The 26,108-nt window shown below is 70.9% G+C and carries 30 protein-coding genes; 20 read left to right on the top strand and 10 right to left on the bottom strand.

The window, feature by feature from the left end:
• The first annotated feature begins 17 nt into the window (after positions 1-17).
• The 9 genes from FHR82_RS00430 (at position 18) to FHR82_RS00470 (ending at position 7,177) form a co-directional block, all read left to right on the top strand.
• Complete coding sequence (locus tag FHR82_RS00430; RefSeq protein ID WP_184808206.1) at positions 18-845, top strand: biotin--[acetyl-CoA-carboxylase] ligase; 828 nt, start codon at positions 18-20, stop codon at positions 843-845.
• 95 nt (positions 846-940) lie between these two features.
• Complete coding sequence (locus FHR82_RS00435; RefSeq protein ID WP_184808207.1) at positions 941-1,531, top strand: PH domain-containing protein; 591 nt, start codon at positions 941-943, stop codon at positions 1,529-1,531.
• A gap of 24 nt (positions 1,532-1,555) precedes the next feature.
• Positions 1,556-2,497 (top strand): hydroxymethylglutaryl-CoA lyase, encoded by a 942-nt coding sequence (locus FHR82_RS00440; protein WP_184808208.1) that lies wholly within the window; start codon positions 1,556-1,558, stop codon positions 2,495-2,497.
• A 3-nt stretch (positions 2,498-2,500) separates the two neighbouring features.
• Positions 2,501-3,058, top strand: a complete 558-nt coding sequence (locus FHR82_RS00445; protein WP_311770808.1) for a GNAT family N-acetyltransferase — start codon at positions 2,501-2,503, stop codon at positions 3,056-3,058.
• Positions 3,055-3,648 carry an adenosylcobinamide amidohydrolase gene (locus tag FHR82_RS00450; RefSeq protein WP_184808209.1) on the top strand — a complete coding sequence of 198 codons (594 nt, stop codon included), beginning with the start codon at positions 3,055-3,057 and terminating at the stop codon, positions 3,646-3,648. The genes FHR82_RS00445 and FHR82_RS00450 overlap by 4 nt, the downstream gene beginning before the upstream one ends.
• 82 nt (positions 3,649-3,730) lie before the next feature.
• Complete coding sequence (locus tag FHR82_RS00455; protein ID WP_184809216.1) at positions 3,731-4,180, top strand: YbaB/EbfC family nucleoid-associated protein; 450 nt, start codon at positions 3,731-3,733, stop codon at positions 4,178-4,180.
• Positions 4,164-4,487, top strand: coding sequence for a hypothetical protein (locus tag FHR82_RS00460; RefSeq protein ID WP_184808210.1), 324 nt, complete (start codon positions 4,164-4,166; stop codon positions 4,485-4,487). Before FHR82_RS00455 ends, FHR82_RS00460 begins: the two co-directional genes overlap by 17 nt.
• The gene (locus FHR82_RS00465) at positions 4,488-6,911 is read left to right on the top strand and encodes a TNT domain-containing protein (protein ID WP_184808211.1); all 2,424 of its coding nucleotides are present in this window, start codon (positions 4,488-4,490) and stop codon (positions 6,909-6,911) included.
• Positions 6,908-7,177: a hypothetical protein gene (locus FHR82_RS00470; RefSeq protein WP_184808212.1), complete on the top strand. Its 270-nt coding sequence runs from the start codon at positions 6,908-6,910 to the stop codon at positions 7,175-7,177. Before FHR82_RS00465 ends, FHR82_RS00470 begins: the two co-directional genes overlap by 4 nt.
• On the opposite strand, the gene hisN is transcribed toward FHR82_RS00470, so the two are convergent.
• Together hisN and FHR82_RS00480 are read right to left on the bottom strand one after the other, a co-directional pair.
• Positions 7,144-7,920, bottom strand: a complete 777-nt coding sequence (gene hisN, locus FHR82_RS00475; protein WP_184808213.1) for a histidinol-phosphatase — start codon at positions 7,918-7,920, stop codon at positions 7,144-7,146. The genes FHR82_RS00470 and hisN overlap by 34 nt on opposite strands.
• A gap of 12 nt (positions 7,921-7,932) precedes the next feature.
• Entirely contained in the window at positions 7,933-8,181 is a 249-nt protein-coding gene (locus FHR82_RS00480; RefSeq protein ID WP_225945323.1) for a hypothetical protein, read from the bottom strand.
• Positions 8,182-8,243: 62 nt separating this feature from the next.
• On the opposite strand from FHR82_RS00480, the gene FHR82_RS00485 reads away from it, so the two are divergent.
• From FHR82_RS00485 to FHR82_RS00510, 6 genes are all read left to right on the top strand, one after another.
• A complete protein-coding gene (locus FHR82_RS00485) occupies positions 8,244-9,107 on the top strand; it encodes a helix-turn-helix domain-containing protein (protein WP_184808214.1) in 864 nt (287 codons plus the stop codon).
• A complete protein-coding gene (locus tag FHR82_RS45575; protein ID WP_184808215.1) occupies positions 9,104-9,262 on the top strand; it encodes a DUF397 domain-containing protein in 159 nt (52 codons plus the stop codon). Before FHR82_RS00485 ends, FHR82_RS45575 begins: the two co-directional genes overlap by 4 nt.
• Positions 9,259-9,735 (top strand): orotate phosphoribosyltransferase, encoded by a 477-nt coding sequence (locus FHR82_RS00495; protein WP_221463235.1) that lies wholly within the window; start codon positions 9,259-9,261, stop codon positions 9,733-9,735. The genes FHR82_RS45575 and FHR82_RS00495 overlap by 4 nt, the downstream gene beginning before the upstream one ends.
• Positions 9,665-10,327 (top strand): response regulator transcription factor, encoded by a 663-nt coding sequence (locus FHR82_RS00500; protein WP_184808216.1) that lies wholly within the window; start codon positions 9,665-9,667, stop codon positions 10,325-10,327. The genes FHR82_RS00495 and FHR82_RS00500 overlap by 71 nt, the downstream gene beginning before the upstream one ends.
• Before the next feature lie 18 nt (positions 10,328-10,345).
• Positions 10,346-11,638, top strand: a complete 1,293-nt coding sequence (locus FHR82_RS00505) for a sensor histidine kinase (RefSeq protein ID WP_184808217.1) — start codon at positions 10,346-10,348, stop codon at positions 11,636-11,638.
• A 562-nt stretch (positions 11,639-12,200) separates the two neighbouring features.
• Positions 12,201-12,431, top strand: a complete 231-nt coding sequence (locus tag FHR82_RS00510; protein ID WP_184808218.1) for a hypothetical protein — start codon at positions 12,201-12,203, stop codon at positions 12,429-12,431.
• A 7-nt stretch (positions 12,432-12,438) separates the two neighbouring features.
• On the opposite strand, the gene FHR82_RS00515 is transcribed toward FHR82_RS00510, so the two are convergent.
• From FHR82_RS00515 to FHR82_RS00525, 3 genes are read right to left on the bottom strand one after another with little or no spacing between them, the layout of a single operon-like run.
• Positions 12,439-12,984 carry a GtrA family protein gene (locus FHR82_RS00515; protein ID WP_184808219.1) on the bottom strand — a complete coding sequence of 182 codons (546 nt, stop codon included), beginning with the start codon at positions 12,982-12,984 and terminating at the stop codon, positions 12,439-12,441.
• A 26-nt stretch (positions 12,985-13,010) separates the two neighbouring features.
• Positions 13,011-13,571 (bottom strand): GtrA family protein, encoded by a 561-nt coding sequence (locus tag FHR82_RS00520; protein ID WP_184808220.1) that lies wholly within the window; start codon positions 13,569-13,571, stop codon positions 13,011-13,013.
• A gap of 51 nt (positions 13,572-13,622) precedes the next feature.
• On the bottom strand, positions 13,623-15,839 hold the full coding sequence (locus FHR82_RS00525) for a sigma-70 family RNA polymerase sigma factor (RefSeq protein ID WP_184808221.1): 2,217 nt from the start codon (positions 15,837-15,839) through the stop codon (positions 13,623-13,625).
• 234 nt (positions 15,840-16,073) lie between these two features.
• Here FHR82_RS00525 and FHR82_RS00530 point away from each other — a divergent pair, with 234 nt between their 5' ends.
• The 5 genes from FHR82_RS00530 (at position 16,074) to FHR82_RS00550 (ending at position 21,153) form a co-directional block, all read left to right on the top strand.
• Positions 16,074-16,910: a GGDEF domain-containing protein gene (locus tag FHR82_RS00530; RefSeq protein WP_311770809.1), complete on the top strand. Its 837-nt coding sequence runs from the start codon at positions 16,074-16,076 to the stop codon at positions 16,908-16,910.
• Between the two features lie 91 nt (positions 16,911-17,001).
• On the top strand, positions 17,002-18,210 hold the full coding sequence (locus FHR82_RS00535) for a glycosyltransferase 87 family protein (protein WP_225943986.1): 1,209 nt from the start codon (positions 17,002-17,004) through the stop codon (positions 18,208-18,210).
• A gap of 10 nt (positions 18,211-18,220) precedes the next feature.
• Positions 18,221-19,411, top strand: a complete 1,191-nt coding sequence (locus FHR82_RS00540) for a 5-(carboxyamino)imidazole ribonucleotide synthase (protein WP_184808223.1) — start codon at positions 18,221-18,223, stop codon at positions 19,409-19,411.
• 40 nt (positions 19,412-19,451) lie between these two features.
• On the top strand, positions 19,452-19,970 hold the full coding sequence (gene purE / locus FHR82_RS00545) for a 5-(carboxyamino)imidazole ribonucleotide mutase (protein WP_184808224.1): 519 nt from the start codon (positions 19,452-19,454) through the stop codon (positions 19,968-19,970).
• A gap of 37 nt (positions 19,971-20,007) precedes the next feature.
• Positions 20,008-21,153 (top strand): acyl-CoA dehydrogenase family protein, encoded by a 1,146-nt coding sequence (locus FHR82_RS00550; protein WP_184808225.1) that lies wholly within the window; start codon positions 20,008-20,010, stop codon positions 21,151-21,153.
• A 323-nt stretch (positions 21,154-21,476) separates the two neighbouring features.
• Here the strand turns inward: FHR82_RS00550 and FHR82_RS00555 are convergent, their stop codons facing one another.
• The 5 genes from FHR82_RS00555 to FHR82_RS00575 form a co-directional block, all read right to left on the bottom strand.
• A complete protein-coding gene (locus FHR82_RS00555; protein WP_184808226.1) occupies positions 21,477-21,653 on the bottom strand; it encodes a hypothetical protein in 177 nt (58 codons plus the stop codon).
• Between the two features lie 61 nt (positions 21,654-21,714).
• Positions 21,715-22,320 (bottom strand): hypothetical protein, encoded by a 606-nt coding sequence (locus tag FHR82_RS00560; protein WP_184808227.1) that lies wholly within the window; start codon positions 22,318-22,320, stop codon positions 21,715-21,717.
• On the bottom strand, positions 22,317-22,997 hold the full coding sequence (locus FHR82_RS00565) for a TIGR03089 family protein (RefSeq protein WP_184808228.1): 681 nt from the start codon (positions 22,995-22,997) through the stop codon (positions 22,317-22,319). The genes FHR82_RS00560 and FHR82_RS00565 overlap by 4 nt, the downstream gene beginning before the upstream one ends.
• 10 nt (positions 22,998-23,007) lie before the next feature.
• Complete coding sequence (locus FHR82_RS00570) at positions 23,008-24,420, bottom strand: LCP family protein (RefSeq protein ID WP_225943985.1); 1,413 nt, start codon at positions 24,418-24,420, stop codon at positions 23,008-23,010.
• A 98-nt stretch (positions 24,421-24,518) separates the two neighbouring features.
• Entirely contained in the window at positions 24,519-26,009 is a 1,491-nt protein-coding gene (locus FHR82_RS00575; protein WP_184808229.1) for an LCP family protein, read from the bottom strand.
• Positions 26,010-26,108: the final 99 nt, after the last annotated feature.

Below are 26,108 nucleotides of genomic sequence, written 5' to 3' on the forward strand. Positions count from 1 at the left end.
CGGGTAAGTTCTGGAATGTGACCGAGAACAAGCTGGACGTGCTGGTCCTCCGCGAGCAACTGGTCGCGCCGAACGGTCCGTACGCGGCCCTCGACGTGGTGGCGTCGACCGGTTCGACCAACGCCGACCTGCTGGCGGCCGCCGCCGAGAACGCGGCGGACCGGACGGTGCTGGTCGCCGAGGAGCAGACCGCGGGCCGTGGTCGCCGGGACCGCACCTGGGTGTCGCCGTCCGGCTCCGGGGTCTACCTGTCCGTGCTGGTCCGGCCTTCGTCGGTGCCCCCGGCACGGCTCGGCACGCTCGGCATGGTCGCCGGCCTCGCGCTCATGCACGCCGCGACGGAGACCGCCGGGATCGACGCGGTGCTGAAGTGGCCCAACGACCTGCTCGTCGGCGCCGAACGGAAGAAGGCGGCCGGTGTGCTGTCCGAGGTCGTGTCCGACGCGGCGGGCCAGGCGGCCGTCGTCGGCGTGGGGTTCAACGTGACCGCCCTGCCCGAGGGCGCCGAGCCGGGGCCCGGTGGGCTACCGCCGGGGTCGTTCGCGGACGCGGGCGCGAAGGTCACCGACCGGACGGAGCTGACGGCGAGCTTCCTGCGCGCGTTCGTGGAGCTGGAGGCCGTGTGGCGGCTGAACGACGGTGACGTCGAGCGGTCCGGCGTGCTCACCGGGTACCGCGAGGCGTGCGGCTCGATCGGTCAGCGGGTGCGCGCGGAGCTGCCGGACGGCGCGCTGACCGGGGTCGCGGTGGACGTCGATCCGGAGGGCAGGCTGCTGCTCAAACTGGACGACGGGACCCCCAAGGCGGTGTCGGCGGGCGACGTCGTGCACCTGAAGGCGGACTAGCGAACATTCTTGCGGGTCAGCCCCCGAACTGTCGGTCCTCCTCGGTACGGTTACCGCGACACGATCGCTGAGGCGGTTTATTTCGGGAGGACGCCGTGGCATACCCAGAGGATCTGCTCAGCGAGGGCGAGAGCGTCATCCTGCACAAACACTCGCACTGGAAGATGCTCCTCCTGCCCTACATCGTGCTGATCGCGGTGCTCGGGGTGGGCGTCTGGCTCACGCTCCTCGTCTCGGACACCTCGTGGAGCACGGCGGGCTTCATCGCGATCGGCGCGGTCGCGCTGATCCTGCTGGTGTGGCTGTTCTTCATCCCCTTCATCCGCTGGCGCACCACGCACTTCGTGGTCACGACCGACCGGGTGATGGCGAAGGAAGGCGTCATCAAGACGACCGGCATCACGATCCCGATGAACAGCATCAACAGCGTCCGGTTCGAGCACGGCCTCGTCGACCGGATCTTTGGCTGCGGCACGCTGATCATCGAGTCCGCCTCCCAGGAGCCGCTGGAGTTCGACGACATCCCGGCGGTCGAGAGGGTGCACACCCTGCTCTACCGCGAGATCAACGACAACCCGCACGACGACTTCCGGCCGGGCGGTGCCGTGGCCACCGACTTCAACGCCCAGCAGGGCGTCGCGCCGACCCAGCCGTACCCGCCGCAGGGTGACCGGCGCCGCCGCTGAGCGGAGCTTGCGGAGAACATGGTCATGACCGCGCGCGACCTCGGCCTGCCGTCCCGGGTGCCCGCACCCGGGCTGCCGGAGCGCGTCACGATCTGGGAGGTCGGGCCGCGTGACGGGCTGCAGAACGAGGACGCGGTCGTCCCGGTCGAGGTGAAGCTCGAGTTCCTCGACCGGCTCGCCGACGCCGGGCTGACCACGGTCGAGGCCACCAGCTTCGTGCACCCCAAGTGGGTGCCGCAGCTGGCCGACGCCGAGGAGCTGCTCGCCGGGCTGACGCCCCGCGACGGTGTGCGGTACCCGGTGCTGGTGCCGAACGAGCGGGGGCTCGACCGCGCGCTCGCCGCCGGGGTCCGGCACATCGCCATCTTCGCGAGCGCCACGGAGACGTTCGCGAACCGCAACCTCAACCGCACCCTCGACTCGCAGATGGCGATGTTCGAGCCGGTCGTGAGCCGGGCCGTCGCCGAGGGGCTGGACGTCCGCGGTTACGTGTCGATGTGCTGGGGCGACCCGTGGGAGGGCGCGGTCGAACCGGGCGCGGTCGTCTCGGTCGGCAGGCGGCTGCTCGACATGGGCTGCTCGCAGCTCTCCCTCGGGGACACGATCGGTGTCGCCACCGCGGGCCACGTCGCCGCGCTCGTCAACGCGTTCACCGACGCGGGCACGCCGGTGTCCGCGCTCGCCGTGCACTTCCACGACACCTACGGGCAGGCGCTCGCCAACACGGTCGAGGCGCTGCGGCACGGGGTGACCACAGTGGACTCCTCGGCCGGCGGCCTCGGCGGCTGCCCGTACGCGGAGTCCGCCACCGGCAACCTCGCCACCGAGGACCTCGTGTGGTGCCTCGACGGCCTCGGCGTCGACACCGGCGTGGACCTGGACAAACTCGCCGACACCAGCGCGTGGATGGCCACGAAGCTGGGGCGGCCGAGCCCGTCCCGCGTGGTCCGGGCCCTGCGGGGCTGAGCCGTGCGGCTCGTCGAACTGACCCGCGAGACCTGGCCGACGCTGGAAGAACTGTTCAGTGCCAACAAAACCGTCGGCGGGTGCTACTGCACGTGGTTCATGCGCACGGGCCCGGAGATGGAAGCCCAGTGGGGCGCGGGCAACAAGAAGTTCCTGCATGAGAAGGTCCGGGCCGGTGAGCCGCTGGGCCTGCTCGCGCTGGCGGACGACCGCCCGCTCGGCTGGGTCGCCGTCGCGCCCCGGTCGACGTACCCGAGGCTCGACCGCTCCAGGACCACCGCGTCCGACGCGGGTCCGGACGCGTGGTCGGTGACCTGTTTCTTCGTGCACCGCTCCGCTCGCGGCCGTGGCCTCGCCCGCACACTCGTCGACGCCGCCGTGGACTTCGCCGCGGCGCGCGGCGCCCGCGTGGTCGAGGGGCACCCCGTCGACACGGAGGGCCGGAAGAGGTCGTCCGGCGACCTGTACCACGGCACGCTCGACCTGTTCCTGGCCGCGGGCTTCACGCTCGTCGAGCGCCGGGGCACCCGGCGCGCGCTGGTACGCAAGGACCTGACGTGATCACCGACGTGGACGGCTCGCCGGTGTACGTGTGGCAGGCCGGATCGCCGTGGCTCGCGGTGTCGTCCGGCGTGCTGGGCGGCGGGATCGGGATGCGGTCCTGGGTGATCAACGCGACCGTGTCCAACACCTACCACCGCCTCGACCCGGACCGCCACCTCGCCGAGCTCGCCGCGTCGCTCGGCCTGACCGGTGACGGTATCGGGCTGCTGACCGCCGTTGACGTACATGAGGTCGTGCACCGCGAGGACAGTGGTGTGCGCGTCGCGGTCACCACCGGCATCGGCGCGCACCCGACGTGGGCCGCCGGTCCCGCCGCCGTGCCGGAACCGGTCGGCACGATCAACGCGATCTGCTGGCTGCCGGTCCGGCTCACCGAGGCGGCACTGGTCAACGTGGTCGCCACGGTCGCGGAGGCCAAAGCACAGGCACTGTTCGAGTCTGGTGTGCCGGGAACCGGCACCCCCACCGACTCCGTTGTCGTGCTGTGCCCGCCGGACGGACCCGCGGAACCGTTCGGTGGTCCACGATCGGTGGTTGGTGGTGCACTCGCCCGCGCGGTGCACGGCGCGATCCGCGCGCGACTGTGAAAATCCACGGGAACCGTCGACGCGCGCCACGCGTCCAACGCGAGACCGAGACCAATGCCGTCCCCCAGCGGAGGTGGCCGTGGTGGCCGACCACAGAGCTCAGGTCGAGGACCTGCTAGCCGGCTACCGGCGTAGCCGGGAGCAGTTGGGGGCAGTGCAACGGTCGCTTGCGACCGTGCGCGAGACCGTGACCAGTGACGACGGCCAGGTGGCCGTGACCGTGTCCGCATCGGGCACGCTGGTCGACCTGTCGATCAACGACGACGCCTACCGCGTGCTGCGTCCCGCCGACCTCGCCGACCTGATCGTCCGCACCACCGCCGAGGCCACCGCCCGTGCGACGCGCCAGGCGAGCGAAGTCCTCGCCCCCGTGCTGCCCGCCGAAACGGACCCGGCCGCGTTGCTGCGCGGCACCGCCGACCTCGCGGAGCAGGAGCTGACACCGGAGCCCGAGCCCGAGTCACCGGACGAGACGTTCGAGGACAAGTCCTGGATGCAGTCTGGGGGCACGCGCGATGCACGGCGGGTTTGAGGGTTTCGAGGTCGACGCCGAGCGGCTGGCCGGTGAGGCGCGCCAGTTCGAGCCGTTGAGCACCAGGGTCGCGGCGATCCACAGCGGCCTCGCCGACGCGCTGTCCGACGGTGCCTGCTGGGGCACGGACGCGGTGGGCCAGAGCTTCTCGGCCGTCCACGCCCAGCCCGCGGACGACGTGGTCAGTCGCCTGTCGTCGCTGTCGGAGCGGCTCGGGTCGGTCGGCACCCGCCTGTCGGACACCGCGACCACCTACGGCGCCGGTGAGCAGGCGGCGGTCGACAACCTGAAGGCCGCGGAGCAGTAGATGGGCATCGAGCTGCCGTCGGAGCTGGCGGACGTCGCCGCGCAGGCCGGTGTCGTCTGGCCGGAGGCCGACGAGGACGCCATGGCCAGACAGGCCCAGGCCTGGCGCGACACCGCGACGAGCATGTCCAGCCTGGCGCGGGACGCCGACACGACGGCCCGCGCGGCACTGTCGTCGGTGACCGGCGACGCCGGGGACGCGGCGTCGCGGGAGTGGAAGACCTTCGTCGACGCGGATTCCGGTCACCTGACCTCCGTCGTCCGCGACGCCAACGCCGCCGCCGACCGGCTGGAGCACGCCGCCGACCAGATCGGCACGGCGAAGGTGGAGATCGTCCGGAACCTGGTGCACCTGGCGCAGAACTCGGACGCCGCGCACGCGGCCGCGTCGGCCGGTCACCCGACGGCACTGGCCGGTCTGGACACGGCGGTCCGCGGCACGGCCGCGAACGTGGCGCACATCGAGTCGCAGCTGGTCAGCGCCGTGCAGCCCGGAGCGGGCGTGGACATGGCCGCGGTGCACAACCCGGTGAACCCGAACCCGGGCCACCACCTGCCGGCTGGCGTCACGACCACGGTGGCCGACGTGACAGGCACCGTGACGAGCACAGTGACCGACACGGTGACGAGCACAGTGACCGACACGGTGACGAACACCGTTGACCAGGCCACACAACTCCCCGCTGACGCGGTCCGCCCCGTCACGGGCGCGGTGGGCGACACGGTGGACGCGGTCCGCCCCGTCGCCGACAACCTGCTGCCCGGCCACCCGGGCAACCTGCTGCCCGGCGCCCCCGGCCAGCCGGGCGATGTGCTGCCCGGCCATCCAGGTGACCTGCTGCCGGGCCGCCCCGGGGATGTGCTGCCCGGCCGCCCCGACGTGGTGCCGGGTCATCCCGGTGACGTGCTGCCCGCGGACCCGGACAGCACGGGCCCGGTCCCGGCCGACACCATCGACGGCACGATCGACGACACCCCGACCCCGCCGACGGGCCAGACCGTGCAGGCGGGTTTCGCGGGCGGCCTGGAACCGGCGGCGGCACCACAGAACCTCCCACCCTCGGCAGCCGCGGCACCGCCACTGGCGGCGAACCCGGCCGCGCCACCGGCCTATGGCGCCCCGTTCGCAGGAGCCCCCGCGGCCCCGGTGGGCGGCGGCCCGGCTCCGGCCGCTCCTGGCGCCCCGGCCCCCGGCGTCCCGGCGCCCGCCCGCCCAGCTCCGGCGGCCCCGGTCGCCTCCGTCGTCGCCGCGCCCGGTCGCCAGGCCGCGGCGTTCGCCCCGGCAGCGGTCCCGGTGGACCGCCCGGCCGACCCGGCGCCCCGCGCCGCCAAGCCCATGGCAGGCCCACCCGGCGCGCCGCCACCCGCGAAGGGGGAGCGGAACGAGGTACTGGCGGCGTTCTGGCTCCACATGTTCCCGATCGGCCACCTGCCGGTCGCGTCGTACCGCCCCGCGCGGCAGGTCCCGGCCCCGCCGCCGGAACTCGACTACGCGGCGGGCATCCGCTTCGAACCGGGCGACCACCCGGACCACGACCTCGTCGACGACCGCCCCCGCCTCGCGGACCTCCACGAAGGCATCGCCCACCGCGCGGCCGCCAAGGCCGCCCCGGAGACCCTGCCCCCACCGGCGACACCCCAGGGCTACGCCCCGCCGTCGACGTACCAGGGTCAGGGCTACCCGGGCGCTCCCGGCCACCACGCCTACCCGCCACAGCCCGCGGCCTACGCGCCGCAGTCCTCGGGGACGATCTCCGGTCCACCCGTGCCTGCGCCGCAGCCCGCCGACGCGGGTTCCGGCGGACAGCCCGGCTACTCGCCGCAGGTCATCGGTGCCCCGGCACCCGGGGCCGAGCCGGTCGTGCTCCCGGTGCCGCCCCCGCCCGCTGAGCCCCCGGCCGCCGCGGACCCCGCCACCATCCCGAAGTTCCGGCCCGTCAACCCGAGCGCGGGCATCACCGCCGACCACCCCACCGTCCAGGCGCTGCTCGAGAACCACGACCCCCTCGGCCACTCAGGCGAACGCGACTGGGACCGCCGCTACCTCGTCCGCCTCGGCAGCGTCACGGCGCAGGGCATCAGTCCCGAGGGTCTCGAGTACAACTGGCCGACCAGCGAGCAGTACCCCGAAGGCGGCAGTGCCCCCGGCGAACCAGAGACCCTCGCGGAAGACACGGTCATCGACCGGTTCGGGTCGGCGCACGGCCGGGTGTTCGCCGCCGACGGGACCACGTTCGCGCAGCGTTCGCTGCCGCCCGCGCACAAGGACACCGGGTACCGCCGCTACCGGGTGCTCAGGCCGTTGCCGGTGTGGCGGGCGGTGTCGGCGGCCTGGTTCGGGCAGCCGGGTGGCGGGGTCCGCTACCGCACCACCCACTCCGCGGTGGAACTCGTCGCGCTGGGCTACCTCGAGGAGATCGCATGAACGCCGAGTCCATCACCGAGTGGCTGGCCGCCGTCGGCGTGCCTGCCGAGGTCGTGTCGGTGGGCGCCGAGGCCGACAACGCGTGGTGCCTCGTCCGCGACGACACCGCCGACGACGACGGCAACTACGCCTGGGAAGTCTTCTGGCGCGAGCAGGGCAACCGCTACGACTGGGCCCGCTTCACCAACGAACAGGTCGCCTGCCACTACCTCTTCGGCAGACTCACCTGGGCTCAGGTCGTGCGCGGTGCGCTGACCCCCGCCTGAAGCACGCCCAGCGCCGCGTCGTGCAGCAGCCCGTTCGACGCGAGCCCGTCGCCGCCGTCGAAGCGTGGTTCGCCGCGCAGGTCGGTGAACCGGCCGCCCGCCTCCGTCACGATCACCTGCACCGCCGCGAGGTCCCACGCGTACGCGATCGGGTCCGCTGAGATGTCCAGCGCGCCCTCCGCCACCAGGACGTGCTGCCAGAAGTCGCCGAACGCCCTGGTCTCCCAGCACGCGTCCATCAGCGCCAGGTAGTTCTCGCGCGGCTCCCACAACCGGACGTCCGTCGTGGACAGGTACGCGTCCGCCAAAGAAGACACCCCCGACACCCGCAACCGCCGCTCCCCGCACCACGCGCCCTCACCCGCGGACGCCCACCACCGCCGGGGAAACGCGGGCGCCGACACGACGCCCACGACCGGCACCCCGCCCTCCACCAGCGCGATCAACGTCGCCCACACCGGGTTGCCGCGCAGGAAGTTCTTCGTCCCGTCGATCGGGTCGACGACCCACGTCCGCCCGTCCCCGACGGCCCCGCCCCGTTCCTCGCCCAGGACGTCGTCACCGGGCCGCAGCTCGGCGATGATCTCCCGCACGGTGTCTTCCACGGCCGTGTCGGCGTCGGTCACGGGCGAACGGTCCGGCTTGCGGTCGACCACGAGGTCGGACGCGCGGAACCGGGCCATGGTGATCTCGTCGGCGGCGTCGGCGAGCCGCAGTGCGACGGCGAGGTCGTCAGAGTGCATGCGGGAATGCTGTCACGTGTATGACAACAGGGCTCCAGGGACGTTCTCCAACCCCCGTACCGCTTCGAGGAGATCGATCAGCTCCCGGAAGTGCGCGTGGATCCGCGCGAACGGTTCCGTCGGCCAGTCGTCCCGGTACTCGATTTCCTCTTCGGGGTCCGGCGGTGCCGTTGAGACGGTCATCGTCCAGTTCGCGTAGGCGCCTCGTACGGTCCAGGTCATTTCCATGCCGCACAACGTCTCCCCGCGCCGGACGGTCACGCAAATTTCCGTTCGGGTGACACGACTTTCGTGCCACCGTGGCATGACGGGATCGTGTCGGAATGGCACGGCGAAAAGGCATCTCCGTACGACAGCGACGCGTGTCGACGGAGCTGCGGACCTGGCGCGTCCGACGAGGTTTGAGCTGTAAGGACGTCGCGCGGGCGTTGGGTTGGTCGGAGAGCAAGGTCAGTCGTATGGAAACCGGAGAACGCGGTCTCTACGTGGATGACGTGGCGGCCGTGCTGGGATTTCTGCGCGTCCCAGCCGAAATCCGGCAAGACCTCCTCGACCTGGTCCGAACCGGAGACGAACGAAACTGGCACGAGATCGGCGGCGACGCCCCCATCTCCCGCCTCCTCAGCGACCTCATGCGTTTCGAGAGCGAAGCGATCACCATCCACAACTTCGAGCCGCTCCTGTTGCCGGGCCTCGTGCAAACCGCCGAATACGCCCGAGCCATCATGCGCAGCGCCGCCCCCACCTGGGGCGAGCACGAGATCGAGATCATGGTGGCGGTTCGGATGAACCGCCAGCGAGTGCTCGACCAGGCCAACCCGCCGCGACTGAGCCTCATCATCGAGGAGATGGTCATCCGTCGGACGATGGACGATCCCGAGATGATGGCCGGGCAGCTCCACCACCTCCTGGCGGCTAGCGCCCGCCGCCACATCAGCGTTCGCGTCTTGCCATTCGACACCGAGGCGGCCATCGCCGCCCAAGGCTCGCTGATCATGCTTGATTGCCCCGATCAGCCAACTCTCTGCTACGAGGAGAGCCGAACCACCGCCGCCTTTCTGGAAGAGGAGGAGTTCATTGGCAGGGCTAGGCTTGTCTGGCAGACGCTGTCAGCCGCCGCCCGTTCGGAAGAGGACTCCCGGCGGCTGATCGCGGAACTCGCCGCCAAGCTGAGGAGTGCTACGTGAACGAGTGGCGTAAGAGCAGCCGCAGCACTGCGCAGAACGCCTGCGTCGAGGTGGCGTTCGTGCCGAGGGCTGTCGCGGTGCGGGACTCCAAGAACACTTCCGGGCCGACTCTTGCCTTCCCCGTCCGGAGCTGGGCGGCGTTCGTCAAGCGGTGAACCTCGCCAAGGAAGTCGATGAACGCTGCCGCGTCAGCGGCACGTTCACGCTCCGCTCCGGCCGCACGGCCACCGAGTACTTCGACAAGTACCAGTTCGAAGCCGACCCCGTCCTCCTCGACGCGATCGCCGCCGAGCTGGCGACACTCGTCCCGGCGGGCACCGAGGTCCTGGCCGGTCTGGAGATGGGCGGCATCGCGATCGTCACCGCCCTATCGCGGCACACCGGCCTGCCGTGCGCGTTCGTGCGCAAGCAGGCCAAGCCGTATGGCACGGCCCGGCTCGCGGAAGGTGCCGAGGTCTTCGGCAGGCGGGGCGGAAATGCTCGAACAGGACAGAATCACCCTGTTGCCGCTCTTCACCCGGGCCGACCTGGACGCCGCGCGGGCATAGGCTGTCGCCGTGAGTGTGGTGTTGCTGGCCGAGGACGACGCGGCGATCGCGGATCCGCTGTCCCGCGCCTTGAACCGTGAAGGGTACGAGGTGCAGGTCGTCAGCGACGGGCACCGTGCGTTCGAGACCGCCAACGGTGGTGGCGTCGACCTGCTGGTCCTCGACCTGGGGCTGCCCGGGATAGACGGACTGGACGTGTGCCGCAGGCTGCGGGCCGCGGGGCGCGGGCTGCCCGTGCTGATGCTGACCGCGCGTGCCGACGAGGTGGACTTCGTCGTCGGGCTGGACGCGGGCGCGGACGACTACGTGGCGAAACCGTTCCGGCTCGCCGAGCTGCTGGCCCGCATCCGGGCGCTGCTGCGGCGCCAGGCACCGGGGACGATCGAGGTCAACGGCGTGAAGATGGACCTCGCGGCGCGACAGGTGATCGTCGACGGCGACGAGGTCACGCTCGCGAACAAGGAGTTCGAGCTGCTGCGCGTGCTGATTCAGCGGGCGGGCCAGGTCGTCACGCGCGAGGAGATCCTCGACGAGGTGTGGGGCGGGCCGGAGCTGCGGACCAGCAAGACACTGGACATGCACATGTCGTGGCTGCGCCGCAAGGTCGGCGGCCGGGGCGGCGCGCGGATCGCGACCGTCCGCGGTGTGGGCTTCCGGTTCAACACAGACTGAGACGACGGACCAGCATCCATGCGCCGCCGCATCCTCATGGCGATCCTGCTCGCGGTCACGGTCACCGCCTGTGCGCTCGGCATCCCGCTCGGCTGGTCGGCGACGGCCGTCGTCGAGAGCCTGACGCGCCAGGAGCTGGGTGCGCGCGCCCGGCAGATCGCGGCGGACCTCGACGACCAGGTCACGAACGGCAGCGAGCTGGACCTGAACCGCGTGCAGCTGCTCGTGCCGCCCCGAGGGCACCTGCTGGTCGTGCTGCCGGACTCGGGCGTGCGGCAGGAGTTCGGCACCGAGCTGACCGGCGACACGGTGTCGGAGGAGGTGCCGATCGTCCAGCACGGCAACGTCGTCCTCTCCATCGACGCAGGCCCCATGCGCACCACACAGACACAGGTCACGCTGCTGGTGGTGCTGGTCGTGATCGCGGCGATCGGCGGCGGCGCGGCAGTGGCGACCGTGACCGCGAGACGGTTGGCCCGCCCGCTGCGCCACGTGGCCGACCGCGCGGCGCGGCTCGGCGCGGGCGACTTCCGGCTCGACCGGACCCGCTACGAGGTCAGCGAGCTGGACTCGGTGGCCGAAGCGCTGGACGCGTCCGCGACGGCGCTCGCGCAGCTGGTGCAACGGGAACGCGAGCTGGTCGGCGACGTGTCCCACCAGCTGCGGAGCCGCCTGACGTCCCTGCAGCTGCGGATCGAGGAACTGACCGCGGTCCCGGACAAGGAGATCGCGGGAGAGGCCCAGGCCGCGCTGGAGCAGGCGGAACGCCTGGCGGACGTGCTCGACGAACTGATGGCCGCGGCCCGCGAAGCCCGCGCGACCGGCGCCGAGCCGGTCGACCTGAGCAGTGAGCTCGTCGGCATCACCGAGGAGTGGCGCGCGCCGCTGCGGGCCGGTGGCCGGTCGCTGAAGGTGAAACTGCAGGACAACCTGTTCGCGAAGGTGTCGCCGGCCCGCTTGCGCGAGGTGGTCGGCGTGCTGCTGGACAACGCCCTGCGCCACGGCAGCGGGACGGTGACGCTGACCGCGCGCGAGGGCGTGGTGGCGAGCGGGGACACGGTGGTCATCGAGGTGACCGACATGGGCGCGGGCGTGCCCGATGAGCTGGCAGAGCACATCTTCGAACGCGGCTTCTCGGGCGGCGGGTCAACGGGGCTCGGTCTCGCGCTGGCCCGCGCGCTGATCGACTCGGACGGCGGACGGCTGGAACTGTCGGCGAAACGGCCGGCGACGTTCGCGGTGTTCTTGCCGGTACCGCGTGCGGGGGACGTGCAGGGCGTCCGCTGGCCCGCGGAACGCTCACCACGCTGAGGGCCTCTGGTCTCGGTTGCTGGTTGGTGTCTTCGGCGGACGGGTGTGTGCGCTCCGGGGGCTCCTCACTGGTGTGCCCTCCGGGGGCTCCTCGCCGGAGGGGCAGGTCTCCGGGGTGGCGGGGGTGGTTTGGTTGCGTTGGGTGCGGGTCTGCCTGCCATCCCGTGCTCGGTTGGCCATCGTGCCGTGAAAGGCGCTTTCAGGACGTGGCCCGGTGTCATGAAGGGGTCCTTCATCACGCCGGGCGTTACGAAGGGGTCCTTCATCACGGTGAGCGCAACGAAGGGGTCCTTCATCACGCCGGGTGTTACGAAGGAGCCCTTCATCACGCTGAGCGCAACGAAGGGGCCCTTCGTCACGCTGGGCGCAACGAAGGGGCCCTTCGTCACGCTGAGCGCAACGAAGGGGCCCTTCATCACGCTGAGCGCAACGAAGGGGCCCTTCGTCACGCTGGGCGCAACGAAGGGGTCCTTCGTGACATCGCGGCTGTCTCCACAGTGTCTTTCAGGGCATCGGCAATGTCGCCAAGGGAAGCTGGCCTCGCATCACTAGCATCAGCGGGGTGAGTGAAGCGAGCGAGCCGAGCGGCGTGGTGGGCCGCACGGTGTGCCACGGGTGCCGACAGATCACCCAGTACCGGGGCGACGACGGCGTGATCCGTCCGATGGTCCTGCCCGGCTCCGGCGTCGTGTTCGCCGAGAAGTCGCCCGGGATCATGGTGGAGCTGCCCTGCCCGGTGTGCGGCGACTCCGACGACCCGGGCTGGGTTCCGGGGTTCGTTCCGCCGGTGTGACCCGCCGCTAGGAGTGGCCCAGCTCTTCCGCGGGGTCGTCCGGAAGGGCGCTGCCGCGGCGTTTGTGGCCAAGTTCGTCCGGGAAGACCCACCGCTTGAAGGCCCAGAAGCGGAAGAACATCGCGAGCAGCATGCCGATGATCGAGCCGCTCGCGAAGTCGGCCACCTCCTGCACGAGCCGCGACACGTGCGGCTCCTCGAAGTGCAGGACGTACCGCGAGATCCACAGGGGCCCCGAGTTCAGCCCGACACCGACTCCGCTGATCAGGAAGAACAGCGCCGCCTCGTGGGCCCGTTCCCTGCCTCCCCTGGTGCGGAAGGACCATTCGCGGTTCAGCACGTACGACACGATCGTCGCCACGATGATGGCGATGATCTTCGCCGTGACCGGCTTCTCTTCCAGGACCGTGAGTTTCAGCAGGTACCAGATGCCGTTGTCGATGATGAACGTCGTGCCGCCGACGATCGCGAACTTCAGCAGTTCGCGGTGCTTGAGCAACAACCTGCGCAGTGGTTCCGGCACGCGCGAGAGCACGGAGTCGACGACGGTCACCAGCGCAGTCTACGGAGCGCGACGGGTCACGCCGCTTCGTCGTCCTCCGTCAGGACGGCGAGCCGCTGGCCGCGGCGGCCGACCCGGACAATTCGGGGACGGGCGTCGGTCTGCGGGAACACCCATTTCCGGAAGGCCCACCAGCGGAAGACCATGGCGATCGCCGTGCCGAGGATGATGCCGCTCGCGAAGTCCGCGACCTCCTGCACCAGCAGCGTGACGTGCGGCACCTCGAGGTTGAACATGTACCGCGACACGAACAGCGGCGCCGAGTTCAGCGCCACGCCCATGCCGCTGATCAGGAAGAACAGCGCGGCCTCGTGCTGGCGCTCGCGGCCGCCGCGAGTCCGGAAGGACCATTCGCGGTTCAGCACGTACGACACGATCGTCGCGATGATCACCGCGATCGCCTGTGCCGTCACCGGGTTGTCGTTCAGCACCGTGAACTTCAGGGTGTAGTTCACGGTCACGGTGACCACGAAACAGACACCGCCGACAACCGCGAACTTCAGCAGCTCCTTGTGCTTCACGAGCACGTCCCGCACCGGCTTCGGCAGGCGCGAGAGCACCCGGTAGAGCAAGCTCATGGCGGCGGAGTCTATCCACGCGCCGTGACCGTGCTGTGACCAGCCGGGGACTCAACCGCCCAGCAGCCACCTGAGCAGGCCGCCCATTCCGCCCTGTCCGTTTCCGGGTGGCGTCGGCTCGGGCGGGGGTGTGGTGGTGTTCGCCGGTGGTTGTGGTGGCGTCGGAGTCGTGGTCGGCAGTGTGGTGGTCGCCGGTGGCGTTGTGGTCGACGTCGGGTCGGTCGGCTTCTCCGGCAGGGTCGGCGCCATCGGCGGCTTGTGGGTCGGGTGCTCGCCCTCCGGCGGGTTCGACGGTGTGGTCGGCTGGGTCGGCTCCGGAGAGGGAACCGGCGGGCACAGCCAGTGCCACAGCGTCACGTTCTCGCTGTCGGTCGCCGCGCCCAGCTTCGCCGACACGGCGAGCTGGTCACGGCCAGGCTGGTGCTCCGGCCACGGGTCGGCGTGGATCCGCAGCACCGTCTTGAGCGTCTCGCCCGGCGCCAGCTCGGACGCGGTGGTGCACGTGGTGCCGCCGCCGACGGAACACGCCACCTCCTGCGACGACCACCGCACCTTCGCCGGCTGGTCCAGGTGCAGCGTCACCGGCCGCGAGCTGGTGCCGGTGTTGGTGACCGCCACCTCGACGACCGGGTGCACCCACAACCCGAACAGGCCGAACACGTCGGACTTCACCGTCACCGACAGGAGCACCATGTCGGTGGTCTCTTCCGGCTTCACCTCCACCCGGACGGAGACGTTCACCCGCACGCTCGTGCCCGCCGACACCGATCCGGTGATCTGGCCGCCCTGGCTGTCCTCCGCGGCCTGCAACCGGAACAGCAGCGTCACGGACTCACCCGGCTGCAGCCCGGTGCCGCTGGAACACCGCACCGTGCCCGTGCCGCCGGGGCAGTCGACCGTGCCGGCCTTGGCGCCGTTGAGGTTCAGCAGGCGGGGCGCGGCGAACCCGTCGACCGGGACCGCGGACACGCCCGCCGGCAGGTTCAGCACGGCGGTAACCGGCTCGGACACCGTGCCGCCCGTGTTCCGCACGGTCAGCGGCAGGTCCGTCGGCGCACCGCCCGCGATCAGCGACACGGGTGTGGCCGGGCCGCTCGCGTCGAGCTGCGGCGGCAGGGGCAGTTGCGGCGGTGCCACCGGTGGCGGGTTCTCCTCGGCCGGTGGCTCCGCCGCCGGCGGCTCGGCCGGGGGCGGGTTCTGCGCGGGTGGCTGCTGTGGCGGGCTCTGGGGCGGCGGCGGGATCTGCCCTGGTGGCGGCGCTTCCTGCGAGGGCACCGGCGCGGCGGCCGGGATCTCCGGCGACTCGCCGCCCGCGGTCAGGCCGACGACCATCGCCGCGGCCAGCGCGACGCTCGACGCGGCGACCCCGAGGAACTGGCGTGGCCCGGCGGCCGCGGCACCGGCCGCACCCGCCGCACCGGACGCCGTCGCGGCCGTGCCGATCGTCGCGACCTTCACCACCCCGGTCGCCGCGATGTATCCGGCGGCGGCGACGCCCAGCACCAGCGGGGCCACGTAACCGCGCATGGCGCCGTTGACGTCGGCCAGCTCGGCGGCGAGCGCGCGGCAGCGGACGCACGTGTCGAGGTGCGCCTCGACCTGGGCCTTCTCGCGCTTGGCGAGACCGCCCCTGGTCCACGCGCCGAGCCGTTCGGCGGCCGCGCGGCAGTGCCGGTCGGTGGTCTCGGCGAGGTGGACCTGCAGGTAGGCCTGCCGCAGACCCTCGCGGGCGCGGTAGGCGAGCGCGGAGACGCCGTTGGCGGTCAGGCCCAGGATCGGCGCGACCTCGGCGGGGGACTGGCCCTCGATCTCGGTGTGCCAGAGGACCGCCTGCCACCGTTCCGGCAGACGCGCAAACGCTTGCGCGGCGAGTGACCGGTCCAGGCCCTTGACGGCGGTGTCGTCGAACTCTTGACTGACCGCTTCGACCGAGACGCCGGAGACCGTGGAGACGTCGTCCGACAGCTCCAGCTTCCTCTCTCGCCGCGTCTTGTCGTAGGCGGTGTGCCGAAGCGCGGTCAGCAGATATGCCCGAAAGGCTGAATCCGGACCGCGCCCTGCACGGAGCGTGTCGAGAACCTTGGCGAAGGCCTCGGAAACGAGGTCGTCCGCCTCGGCGGGTGAGCGGGAGAGCTGGCGTGCGAGGTTGTATGCGGAGGCGACGTGGCGTTCGTACAACGCCCCGTACGCGGACACCGTGCCCTTGCGCACGGCCTCGATCAGCTCGGCGTCGCCAGGCCCGTCAACGTCGGCTGGAACGGTGGCCACGATCCTCCTCGAACTCACATGCGTACAGCGCCGGGACCTCGGTGTTCATGGTCCGGCCCCCTACTGGACGCGCTCCCGCGGACAGTGTGACGCCAAAAGCCACAGAGGGCATCATCCGATCACCGGAATGGCCGTACACCAGGGTGGTCCTCTGGCGATTTCCCCCGAACGGCGTCACGGCCATCACCCGTCGACGTTTCTCATCCGACGGGCACGGCGGAGGGAAGAGCGACAGTGACAGTACGTGAGGCGGACCCGCGCTCACATCGTGGCGACGCGGAGGGTACTGGTCACGAACTGCGTATCCTCCGCGCCCGCTGGCGTACGGCCAGCATCGCGGCGGGGTGGCGGTTCCCCAGTGACTGGGGCGTACCCGAGGTGGACGAGGTCTGCCTGTCCGCGGTGCGCAGGGGAGACCTGGTGACGGCGCTGTCCGGGCTGGGCCGGGCACGCGCCGAGGCCGGGGCCGGACTGGACGAGACACTGACCGACCTGGCCGCGCTGCACGCGGTCCTGACCAACGCCGACGTGCGTGACGGTCTCATCGCCACCGACCCCAACGCCGCGCCGACCCGGCTCGTGCGGGCGGCGGCGCTCGCGTGGGCGGAGGCGTCGTTCGGCGAGCTGCGCAACGCGGAGACCACGGAGAACCTGACCAACCTGACGACGCTCGCGTACCTGCGGACGCGCCTGGATGAGGTGTACCGGCAGGCCGTGCGGCTCAGGTCGCCAGCGGCGGAGACGCACGCGCTGCTCGTGGTGACGCTGGACCTGTCCTCGGTCACGGGCTGGGCGCGGCTGATGGCGATGGTCCTGGTCGCGGACGCGCTGCGGGAGATCTTCGACGGCGGCGAGAGCATCGCCCTGCTCGGCCCGTCGGTGGCCGCGGTGCTGGCCGAACGCGACTCCGGCTTCGGTGACCGGGCCCTGGGCGCGGGCTGGCTGATCACGGAACGCCTCGCGGTGGACCCGCAACTGAAGTCCACCAGACGTCCGGTGGTCCGCCTGGAACGCCTCCCGGACACCCACGAAGACGCCCGCGAGCTGCTGAACTCGATAAGCCGCGCCTGACCGACGGGCGCGTCCGGGCGCGTGGTTTGCTCTTCGGGTGCTGGTGGACGTTCCGGTTCGTCGGGGTTGGCTCCCCGAGTCGTTGCGGCGGTTGTTCGCACGGCCTCGCTTGGTCGTCGCGCTGTTCGCCGTGCCCGCGGTGGTGCTCGCCGCCGGGATCGTCAGCTGGGTCATCGACTGGCGGCTCGGTGTCGACAGCGCCGTCTACCGCTCGGGCGCGGTCGCGCTGCTGACCGGGGAACCGTTGTACGACAAGATGTTCCTGTCCGCCGAGCCGCCGTGGGCACGGCTGCCCTTCACCTACCCGCCCACCGGTGCGCTGTTGTTCGTGCCGCTCGCGCTGTTCCCCACACAGGTCTCCTGGGGCATCCTCGGCGCGCTGTCGGTGCTCGGGCTCGCGACCGTCGTCCGCGTCGCCATCCAGAACGTGCCCACCCGCCCGGCCTGGCTGCGGCCCGCGCGGACCACGATCGTCGTCACCGTCCTGGCGCTGGGCCTCGAACCCGTGTGGCGCACGCTGTTCCTCGGTCAGATCAACCTGATCCTCATGGCGCTCGTGGTCGTCGACGTCCTCGTCCTCGGCCGCTCGCGCCACTTCGGCGGCGTGCTCATCGGTGTCGCGGCGGCGGTCAAGCTCACGCCGCTGGTCTTCGTGCCGCACCTGTGGTTCACCGGCCGCCGCATGGACGCCGTGCGCGCGGTCGTCACGTTCGCGTTGCTGCAACTGCTGATCTTCGCGATCATCCCGCACGACGTCCGGAAGTTCCTGACCGTCACCGACCCCGAGCGCACCGGGCCCACGTTCTGGGCAGGCAACCAGGGTCTCAACGGTCTCGTGCAACGCCTGTCGGACCTGTCGCCGCACTCCAACGTCATCTCGATCGTGATCGGCGTGGTGCTCGCGGTGCCCGCGTTCATCCTCGCCCTGCGGTTCCACCGGGCTGGGCAGCCGCTGCCCGCGCTGCTGGTCACCGCGTTCTTCGGGCTGCTGTTCAGCCCGGTCAGCTGGTCCCACCACTGGGTGTGGGTCGTGCCGCTGCTCGTCTACCTGCTGTCGCGCCTGCCCGACCGGCTGCCGCACGGCTGGGCCCGCGTGAAGGCCCTGTCGGGCGTCGGGTCGGTCGTGCTCGTGTTCGCCAGCTGTGTGTTGCTCATCATGCGCACGTCCGACCCGAACCGGCCCGCGGGTGAGAAACCCGAGCTGGAGTGGACTCCGCCAGAGGTGGTCCTGGGCAGCGCGTACCTGCTGGTCCCGCTCGTGGCAGGCGTCCTGGTGCTGGTCCGTGCCCGGCGCGGATAGATTGACCTGCGTGGATACTCGTACCGGCTTGCCGATCGTCGGCATGGTGGGTGGTGGGCAGCTCGCGCGCATGACCCACCAGGCGGCGATCGCGCTCGGCCAATCGCTGCACGTGCTCGCCGTGTCGCCCGACGACCCCGCTGCGCTGGTGTCGCCGAACATCACGCTCGGCTCGCACACCGACCTCGGCGCGCTCACCGCGTTCGCGAAGAGCTGCGACGTGCTCACGTTCGACCACGAGCACGTCCCCGGCGAACACCTCCGGGCGCTGGCCGACCAGGGCGTCCACGTCCGGCCCGGCCCGGACGCGCTGCTCCACGCGCAGGACAAGCTCGTCATGCGGCGCCGCCTCGGCGAGCTGGGGCTGCCGATCCCGCCGTTCGCGGAGGTCCGGAGCGTCGAGGACGTGGTCGCCTTCGCGGGCGAGCACGGCTGGCCGTGCGTGCTGAAGGCCGCCCGCGGCGGCTACGACGGCCGCGGCGTGTGGATGCTGAACGGTCCGCACAGCGCCGGTGACCTGGTGCCGACGCTGCTCGAGGCGGGCACGTCGTTGCTCGTCGAGCAGCGGGTCGCGATGCGCCGCGAGCTGGCGGCGCTGGTCGCGCGGTCGCCGTTCGGGCAGGGCGGGGTGTGGCCGGTCGTCGAGACGGTGCAGTCCAACGGCATCTGCGTCGAGGTCCTCGCGCCCGCGCCGGGCCTGTCCGAGACCGACGGCGACGCGGCGCAGGAGCTGGCGCTGCGGATCGCGTCCGAGCTGGGCGTGGTCGGTGTGCTGGCGGTCGAGCTGTTCGACACCGACGCCGGTCTCGTGATCAACGAGCTGGCCATGCGCCCGCACAACTCCGGGCACTGGACCATCGAGGGCGCGCGGACCTCGCAGTTCGAGCAGCACCTGCGTGCCGTGCTCGACTACCCGCTCGGCGCGACCGACGTCATGGCCCCGGCCGTGGTCATGGCGAACGTGCTCGGCGCCCCGGACGCGCCCGCGATGAGCCCCGACGAGCGGCTGCACCACCTGCTCGCCCGGTTCCGCGACGCGCACGTGCACTACTACGGCAAACAGGAACGTCCCGGCCGCAAGATCGGCCACGTGACGATGCTCGGGGCGTCGATGGCCGACGTGCGGGAGCGGGCCAAGCTCGCCGCGCACTGGCTGTCGCACGCCGAATGGCTTGACGGATATGACATTCATGGGAGCTGAGCGACGGAGCGAAGTGACCGAATCAAACACAGGAGCTGACATGGCGCCGTTGGTCGGCGTGATCATGGGGAGCGACTCGGACTGGCCGGTCATGAAGGCCGCGGCAGAGGCGCTGACCGAGTTCGAGGTGCCGTACGAGGTCAGCGTGGTGTCCGCGCACCGCACGCCACAGCGGATGCTCACCTACGCGCAGACCGCGGCCGACCGCGGCCTGAAGGTGATCATCGCGGGTGCAGGCGGGGCCGCGCACCTGCCGGGCATGGTCGCGTCGGCGACGACGCTGCCGGTCGTGGGCGTGCCGGTGCCGCTCAAGTACCTCGACGGGATGGACTCGCTGCTGTCGATCGTGCAGATGCCGGCCGGCATCCCGGTCGCGACGGTGTCCGTCGGCGGTGCCCGCAACGCCGGTCTGCTGGCGGTGCGCATGCTGTCGGTGGCCGACGAGAAGCTGCGGGACCGGCTGGCGCGGTTCGCGGCGGATCTGGAACAGCTCGTGCTCGACAAGGACGCGCGCCTGCGTGACGGGCTCGACACCGCCGGGGACGCTAACGCCCGCTAACATCGGGGCCGAAGGATCCCACGTCCGGAGGTGTGCGGTGTACGAGCTGAGCGAGGAGCACGAGGCGCTGCGGGAGGCCGTGCGCGCGCTCGCGGAGAAGGAGATCGCGCCGCACGCCGCGGAGGTCGACGAGCAGGAGCGGTACCCCTCGGAGGCCCGCGACGCGCTGGTGAAGGCCGGTTTCCACGCGGTGCACATCCCGTCGGACTACGACGGCGAGGGAGCCGACGCGGTCGCGGCCTGCATCGTGATCGAGGAGGTCGCCCGCGTCGACGCGTCGGCGTCGCTCATTCCCGCGGTCAACAAGCTCGGCACCCAGCCCATCATCCTGTCCGGTTCCGAGGACGTGAAGAAGCTGGTGCTGCCGGTCATCGCGGCAGGCGAGGCGTCGGCGTCGTACGCGCTGTCGGAACGCGAGGCAGGCTCGGACACCGCGTCGATGCGCTGCCGCGCTGTGCTCGACGGTGGCAAGTGGGTGCTGAACGGCACGAAGGCGTGGATCACCAACGCCGGTGAGTCTTCCTGGTACACGGTCATGGCCGTGACCGACCCGCAGGCCGAGAAGAAGGCCAACGGGATCTCGGCGTTCGTGGTGCACCGCGACGACCCGGGTTTCTCGGTGGGCCCGAAGGAGCGCAAGCTCGGCATCAAGGGCAGCCCGACGCGCGAGATCTACTTCGAGAACTGCGAGATTCCTTCGGATCGGATCATCGGTGCGCCGGGCACGGGTCTGAAGACGGCGTTGCGCACGCTGGACCACACGCGGCCGACGATCGGTGCGCAGGCGCTGGGTATCGCGCAGGGGGCGCTGGACGCGTCGCTCGCGTACGTCAAGGACCGCAAGCAGTTCGGCAAGAGCGTCTCCGAGTTCCAGGGCGTCCAGTTCATGCTGGCCGACATGGGCATGAAGATCGAAGCGGCTCGGCACCTGGTGTACGCGTCGGCGGCGGCGACCGAGCGCGGCGACAAGCGCGCCGGTTTCATGGCTTCGGCGGCGAAGACCTACGCGTCGGACATCGCGATGGAGGTCACGACCGACGCGGTCCAGCTGTTCGGCGGCGCCGGGTACACGAAGGACTTCCCGGTGGAACGCATGATGCGCGACGCGAAGATCACCCAGATTTATGAGGGCACCAACCAGATTCAGCGGATGGTGATGGCTCGGGCGCTGCTGAAGGGCTAGAGCCGCGGCCGTATGGTCGGCGGATTCGGGCGGGGTTGCTTTGAGACGCTTCGGGTCACTCGGCCTGTGTGGTTTGTCCTCGCCGGACGGGCAGGTCTCTCCGGGGTGGCGGGGGCGTTGTTTGGCTGCGGTTGGGTGCGGGTCTGCCTGCCATCCCGTCGACCTCCCTACGGGCTATCACACCGGCTCAAGGGGGCGGTTCCGAGTTTTGCCGCCGGTTCCGTTGGTGGTGCCCCCTTGATCCGGTGTGATCGGGCTTCGCCAGGTCGACGGGATGGCAGGGAGCCCCTTGTGGCGGGCTTCCGCCTTTGCTCGGTTGGCCTTCATGCCGTGAGAGGCGCCTTCGGGACGTCGCCCGGTGTCATGAAGGGGCCCTTCGTCACGCCGGGTGTTACGAAGGGGTCCTTCATCGCACCGAGCGCAATGAAGGGGTCCTTCATCGCACCGGGCGCAATGAGGGGGCCCTTCATCACGGTGAGCGCAACGAAGGGGTCCTTCATCACGCCGGGCGTTACGAAAGGGTCCTTTGGGACGTTGAGGGTGTCCGCGGGTGTGGCGAGTTCACCGTGTTCGGGCGGTCGTCGCGAGGGTGATAAAACGTGTGAGCCGGTGTAGTTCCGTCGAGTGCATCAGGGTTTCGCCGCGGGTGGTGCGGATTCTCCGGCGTAGTTCGGCGGTCAGGTCTGCCAGCAGGGAACGCTGGTCCTCCGTCAGGGCCCGGGTTTTCAGCGTGATCGTCACCAGGGTCAGCACATCCGATGCCACGTCGTCCGACAACGGGGGGAACAGGCCTCGGGTCTGGCGGAACGACAGGGCGTGCACGGCCGCGGTCTGGGAGGCGCCGTACCACTGGTCCGGGGCGTGGCTGGGGTTCGGGTCCTGGGGGCGCGGGGTGCGTTCACCGCGGGACTTGGCTTCGCGGCGGGTCGACGCGTAGTCGGTCACCGCGGTCTTCCACAGTTCGCGGCTTTCCGTCAGGCAGTCGACCGCGCGTAGCAGCGCGGAGGAGTCCGAGCGGTAGGGGCCCGCGAGGTGTTCCAGGAAACTCAGCGTCGCCAGGAAGCCCAGTGGGTGGTAGCGCTGCACGCACGAATGCAGTCCGGCCACCCTGCGGCCGTGCGGCAACTCGGTGTTCCTGGCTTTCCTTGCGTCTACCGCGAAGCTCACGACAGTACGACAGAAGTGCGTTCTGTTTCCGCGTGCTTGCGCAGCTTCTCCGAGTCGGCGTTCGTGACCTGTACGAGGCTGGCGCCCGCGGCCAGGACCGTTACCAGGCCCTCCATGGCGCCGGCCGGCCAGTCCAGTGTGGACAGGACGCGGGTGCCGGAGGCGATGCCCAGGGTTTCCGCGTGGGACACCGCCTTCTCCGTCACCTCGTCCACTGTGGCGCCCAGGAAGCACGGGGTGTCGCCGGGGACCGAAGAGGCGTAGTCGTCGCCGAAGAGGCGGGCGTCGCCGATGTAGTCCAGGGTGCCGGGCGGCACGTCACCGCGTAGGTCTCGGCCCATCGGGTCCAGTGAGGCGATCGCCGTGAAGTCGGCGCCCGGGGCCGTCGCGCCCGGCGGGATGAAGGCGACCTTCGCGTCGCCCGTGGTCACGACCTCGGCGCCGCACCACCACGCGCCCAGGAACACCGCCGCCGTCTGCCAGTGTGCGGGCAGCAGCACCGCAACGCGGTCACCCGGTTCGACGTCCAGCTCGTCCACCAGCCAGTTCGCGGTCTTCGCCGCCCAGTTGCGCATCGTCGCCACGGACAGCTCAACGCGGGTGTCCTCGGCGTCGTCGTAGTGGGTGATCAGCGGTTGGGCAGGCGCGCCGCGCAGAAGGCGGTCCGTGAGACTCACGGGGAGCACGCTAGTCCACGCACGGCACCGTCGGTTGCGCGGCTTTCGCGGCCGCGGGCGCGGTCCGGCCGAACTCCTCCGGCGCGACCATTCCCGCTGGTTGCGGCGGCTGCGGGGTCAGCAGGTCCGTCACGAACCGGTGCACCTTCGGCAGGTCGACCACGATGATGCTCTGCCCCCGGTCGTTGCGGGCGCCGACGGCCTCGACCGGGATGGTGACGAACTGGACGTTGCCCGACGCGAGCGCCTGCGCCTGGTTCACCAGCTCCAGGAAGTGCAGCCCGTCGTCCATGACCACGGTCTTCGACACCGCGTCCTCGAGCGCGTTCAGCTTCGCGTTGTCGGTCAGCAACCCGCCGGACAGCACCTTCTGCATCGCCGACGACAGGAACGTCTGCTGCCGCACGATGCGGTCCAGGTCGCCGCGCGGCAGGTTCTTGCGCTGCCGCACGAACGCGACCGCGTCCCCGCCCCGCACGGTCTGCGGGCCCTTCGCGAACGAGGCACCCGAGTCGGGATCGCTCGTCGAGTGGTTCAGGCACACGTCGACACCGTCGATGACCTCGGTCAACAGGTAGAACCCGTACAGGCTGACCTCGGTGTAGTGGTCGATCCGCACGCCGGTCAGCACCTGCACCGCCTGGATCAGCGACGCGCGGCCCGCGTCGTCGGAGTCGCGGTTGATCTTGGCGCGGTCCTTCTCGCCCTCGCCGACCATCTTCTCCATCACGCCGGCCTTGGTGATGCCGAAGGCGCCGTTGATCTTCTCCTCGCGGCCCAGGTTCGGCACCATCACCGACGTGTCGCGCGGGATGGAGATGGCCGAGCCGCGGCTGCCGTCGCGGGGGATCCGCAGCAGGATCAGCGTGTCGGTGTTCAGCGTCTCCGTCGCCTCGGTGCGCAGCTCACGCAGCAGTTTCTCCGACAGCGGGCGGCCCTGCATGTCGGTGCGGCTGTCGTTGCCGACGATCAGGATGTCGTTGGCGCCGTCGTCCTCGGCCGCGGCCGGGCCCGAGTCCTCCTGCGCTGCCGAGATCGCGTCGGTGGTGTTCTTGCTGTCGTCGAGCGCGTCGACCCGCAGCCACACGAGCGACATGGCCGCCAGCGCCGCCGCCGACACCAGGCCCATGACCACGCGGCCCGCGATCAGCAGGCCGGACGTCCTGCGCCGCGCCCTGGTCGGGCCCGTCGGCTCCGTCGACTCGGTCGGTTCGTCGTCGTCCACGGCGAGGTCGTCCGGGAACGCGCCGGACTCCGGTGACGCGGCCGGTGGCACCGGCGACCGCACCGCGGGGGACACGTCCACCGTGCCCACCGCCGGGGCGTACGTCGTCGGCTCGTCGACATCACTACCGTCGGTGTCCACGACGTTGCCGTCATCGCCGCCGTCATCGTCGTCGGGCTTCCCGTGTTTCCCGGCCATCGGTCACCTCCCCCTGCGCGGCCCCGGACAAGGCTAACCGCTCCCACCGACAGATCCGGCCAGTCCGCCCTGATCAACCCGCATGGAGGAGGTGTCGGCTAGTTCACACAGTTCAGGCCTTCGGCGTTGATCTGCGGGACCGGTTTGCCCGGCGTGGACGAGGAGCCCGCAAACCCGGACGGCCCGGACGGCTCGGAAGGCCCGGACGGCCCTGTGGGCTGCGCACGCAGCCTGTTGGCCGCGCCCGGCTGGTAGTCGGTGCCGACCACGACCGTCAGCTCGTTCGCGGTGAGCGAGCTGTCCTCCAGGAACGCGAACTGCCCACCCAGCTCACCCGCCGCGTGCTCGGCGAGGTTCCGCTCGCCTGGCGCGTGCCGGATCGTCGACCCGGCCTGCACCGACGGGGCGTCACCGATGTCGCCGCCCTGGAAACCCCGGTCCACCAACATGTCCCGCACCGTCGACGCCAGGCCGCCCGTGGTCGAGCCGTTGAGCACGTCGACGCTGACGAGGCCGAGCGCGGGCCGGTCGCCCTCGTCGGGGGGTGTGGTGGTGGTCGTCGTGGTCTCGCCCGGTACCGGTGAGCCGGACGTGGGCTCCGGTGTGCCCTGTTCGTCGGTGACCAGCGACGACACGAACGAGGCGACCTGTGCCGGGTCGACCCGCAGCACGTCCGCGCCGCCGATGTTCGCGTCGCCGAGCGTGGGGATCGTGTAGAAGTCGATACCGTCCGTGGTCAGGCCGGACATCTGCGACGCGAACGTCGAGAGCTGCCAGCCATCGGACAGGATCACCGACCGCTGCACCGCGCTGATCAGCTGCTGCACCTTCGACGGGCTGGTCAGCATGTCCGCGGACAGCACCTTGTCCGCGAGCGCGCCGAGGAAGACCTGCTGCCGCACGATCCGGTCCAGGTCGCCGTTGGGCAGCTCGTGGCGCTGGCGGACGAACGCGAGCGCGTCCCGGCCCGCCACCGTCTGCCGCCCGGCGGGGAAGCGCGCGCCGGACAGCCGCTCGTCCACCGGGTTGTTCAGGCACACCTCGACGCCGCCGATGGCGTTGGTGACCTCGAAGAACGACAGGAGGTTGACCTCGGCGTACCGGTCGATGGTGACCGATTCGCCGATCAGGTTCTGGATGGTCGCGATCAGGTTCTTTCTGCCCTCGACCTTGGCCAGGTTGTCGAGCGTGCGCTCGTCGGGGGCGGTGTCGACGTTCTCCTCGCGCGCGTTGTTGTACGCGTAGGCGAACGCCGAGTTGAGCCGGTGGTTGCCGAAGTCGCCGGCGAGCTCGACCCACGAGTCGCGCGGGAAGGAGATCGCGACCGCGCGGGTGCCGTCCACCGGGATGTGGACGAGGATCATGGTGTCGGTGTTGCGCTCGCCGTCGCTCACGCCCCCGTTGAGCATGTCCATGACCTCTTGCGGCAGCGGGTTGCCGTACGCGTCGGTGCGGCTGTCTATGCCGACCAGCAGCAGGTCCACTGCTCCATCGAGGGGAATGCGCTGGTCCTCGACGTCCTGCGCGATCACGTCCGTGGTGACGGTGTCGTCGTCGACCTCACCGAACGCCCACCAGCCGTAACCCATTGTGCCCAGAGTGATGGCAGAGACGAGTGCGACAAGAGCCCGTCCTGTCGCCAGGCCGGCCTTCTGCCAGCCAGAACGACCTTGCGCACGCCCCGTCAC

The organism is Actinophytocola algeriensis (assembly GCF_014203735.1).
Lineage (GTDB): Bacteria > Actinomycetota > Actinomycetes > Mycobacteriales > Pseudonocardiaceae > Actinophytocola > Actinophytocola algeriensis.

Coding starts and splice junctions, on each gene's coding strand:
- FHR82_RS00440 (WP_184808208.1), top strand. CDS start 1,556: ATGACCGCGCGCGACCTCGGCCTGCCGTCCCGGGTGCCCGCACCCGGG.
- FHR82_RS00460 (WP_184808210.1), top strand. CDS start 4,164: ATGCACGGCGGGTTTGAGGGTTTCGAGGTCGACGCCGAGCGGCTGGCC.
- FHR82_RS00465 (WP_184808211.1), top strand. CDS start 4,488: ATGGGCATCGAGCTGCCGTCGGAGCTGGCGGACGTCGCCGCGCAGGCC.
- FHR82_RS00470 (WP_184808212.1), top strand. CDS start 6,908: ATGAACGCCGAGTCCATCACCGAGTGGCTGGCCGCCGTCGGCGTGCCT.
- hisN (WP_184808213.1), bottom strand. CDS start 7,920: ATGCACTCTGACGACCTCGCCGTCGCACTGCGGCTCGCCGACGCCGCC.
- FHR82_RS00485 (WP_184808214.1), top strand. CDS start 8,244: ATGGCACGGCGAAAAGGCATCTCCGTACGACAGCGACGCGTGTCGACG.
- FHR82_RS00505 (WP_184808217.1), top strand. CDS start 10,346: ATGCGCCGCCGCATCCTCATGGCGATCCTGCTCGCGGTCACGGTCACC.
- FHR82_RS00520 (WP_184808220.1), bottom strand. CDS start 13,571: ATGAGCTTGCTCTACCGGGTGCTCTCGCGCCTGCCGAAGCCGGTGCGG.
- purE (WP_184808224.1), top strand. CDS start 19,452: ATGGCGCCGTTGGTCGGCGTGATCATGGGGAGCGACTCGGACTGGCCG.
- FHR82_RS00555 (WP_184808226.1), bottom strand. CDS start 21,653: ATGAAGGACCCCTTCGTTGCGCTCACCGTGATGAAGGGCCCCCTCATT.
- FHR82_RS00570 (WP_225943985.1), bottom strand. CDS start 24,420: ATGGCCGGGAAACACGGGAAGCCCGACGACGATGACGGCGGCGATGAC.
- FHR82_RS00575 (WP_184808229.1), bottom strand. CDS start 26,009: ATGGGTTACGGCTGGTGGGCGTTCGGTGAGGTCGACGACGACACCGTC.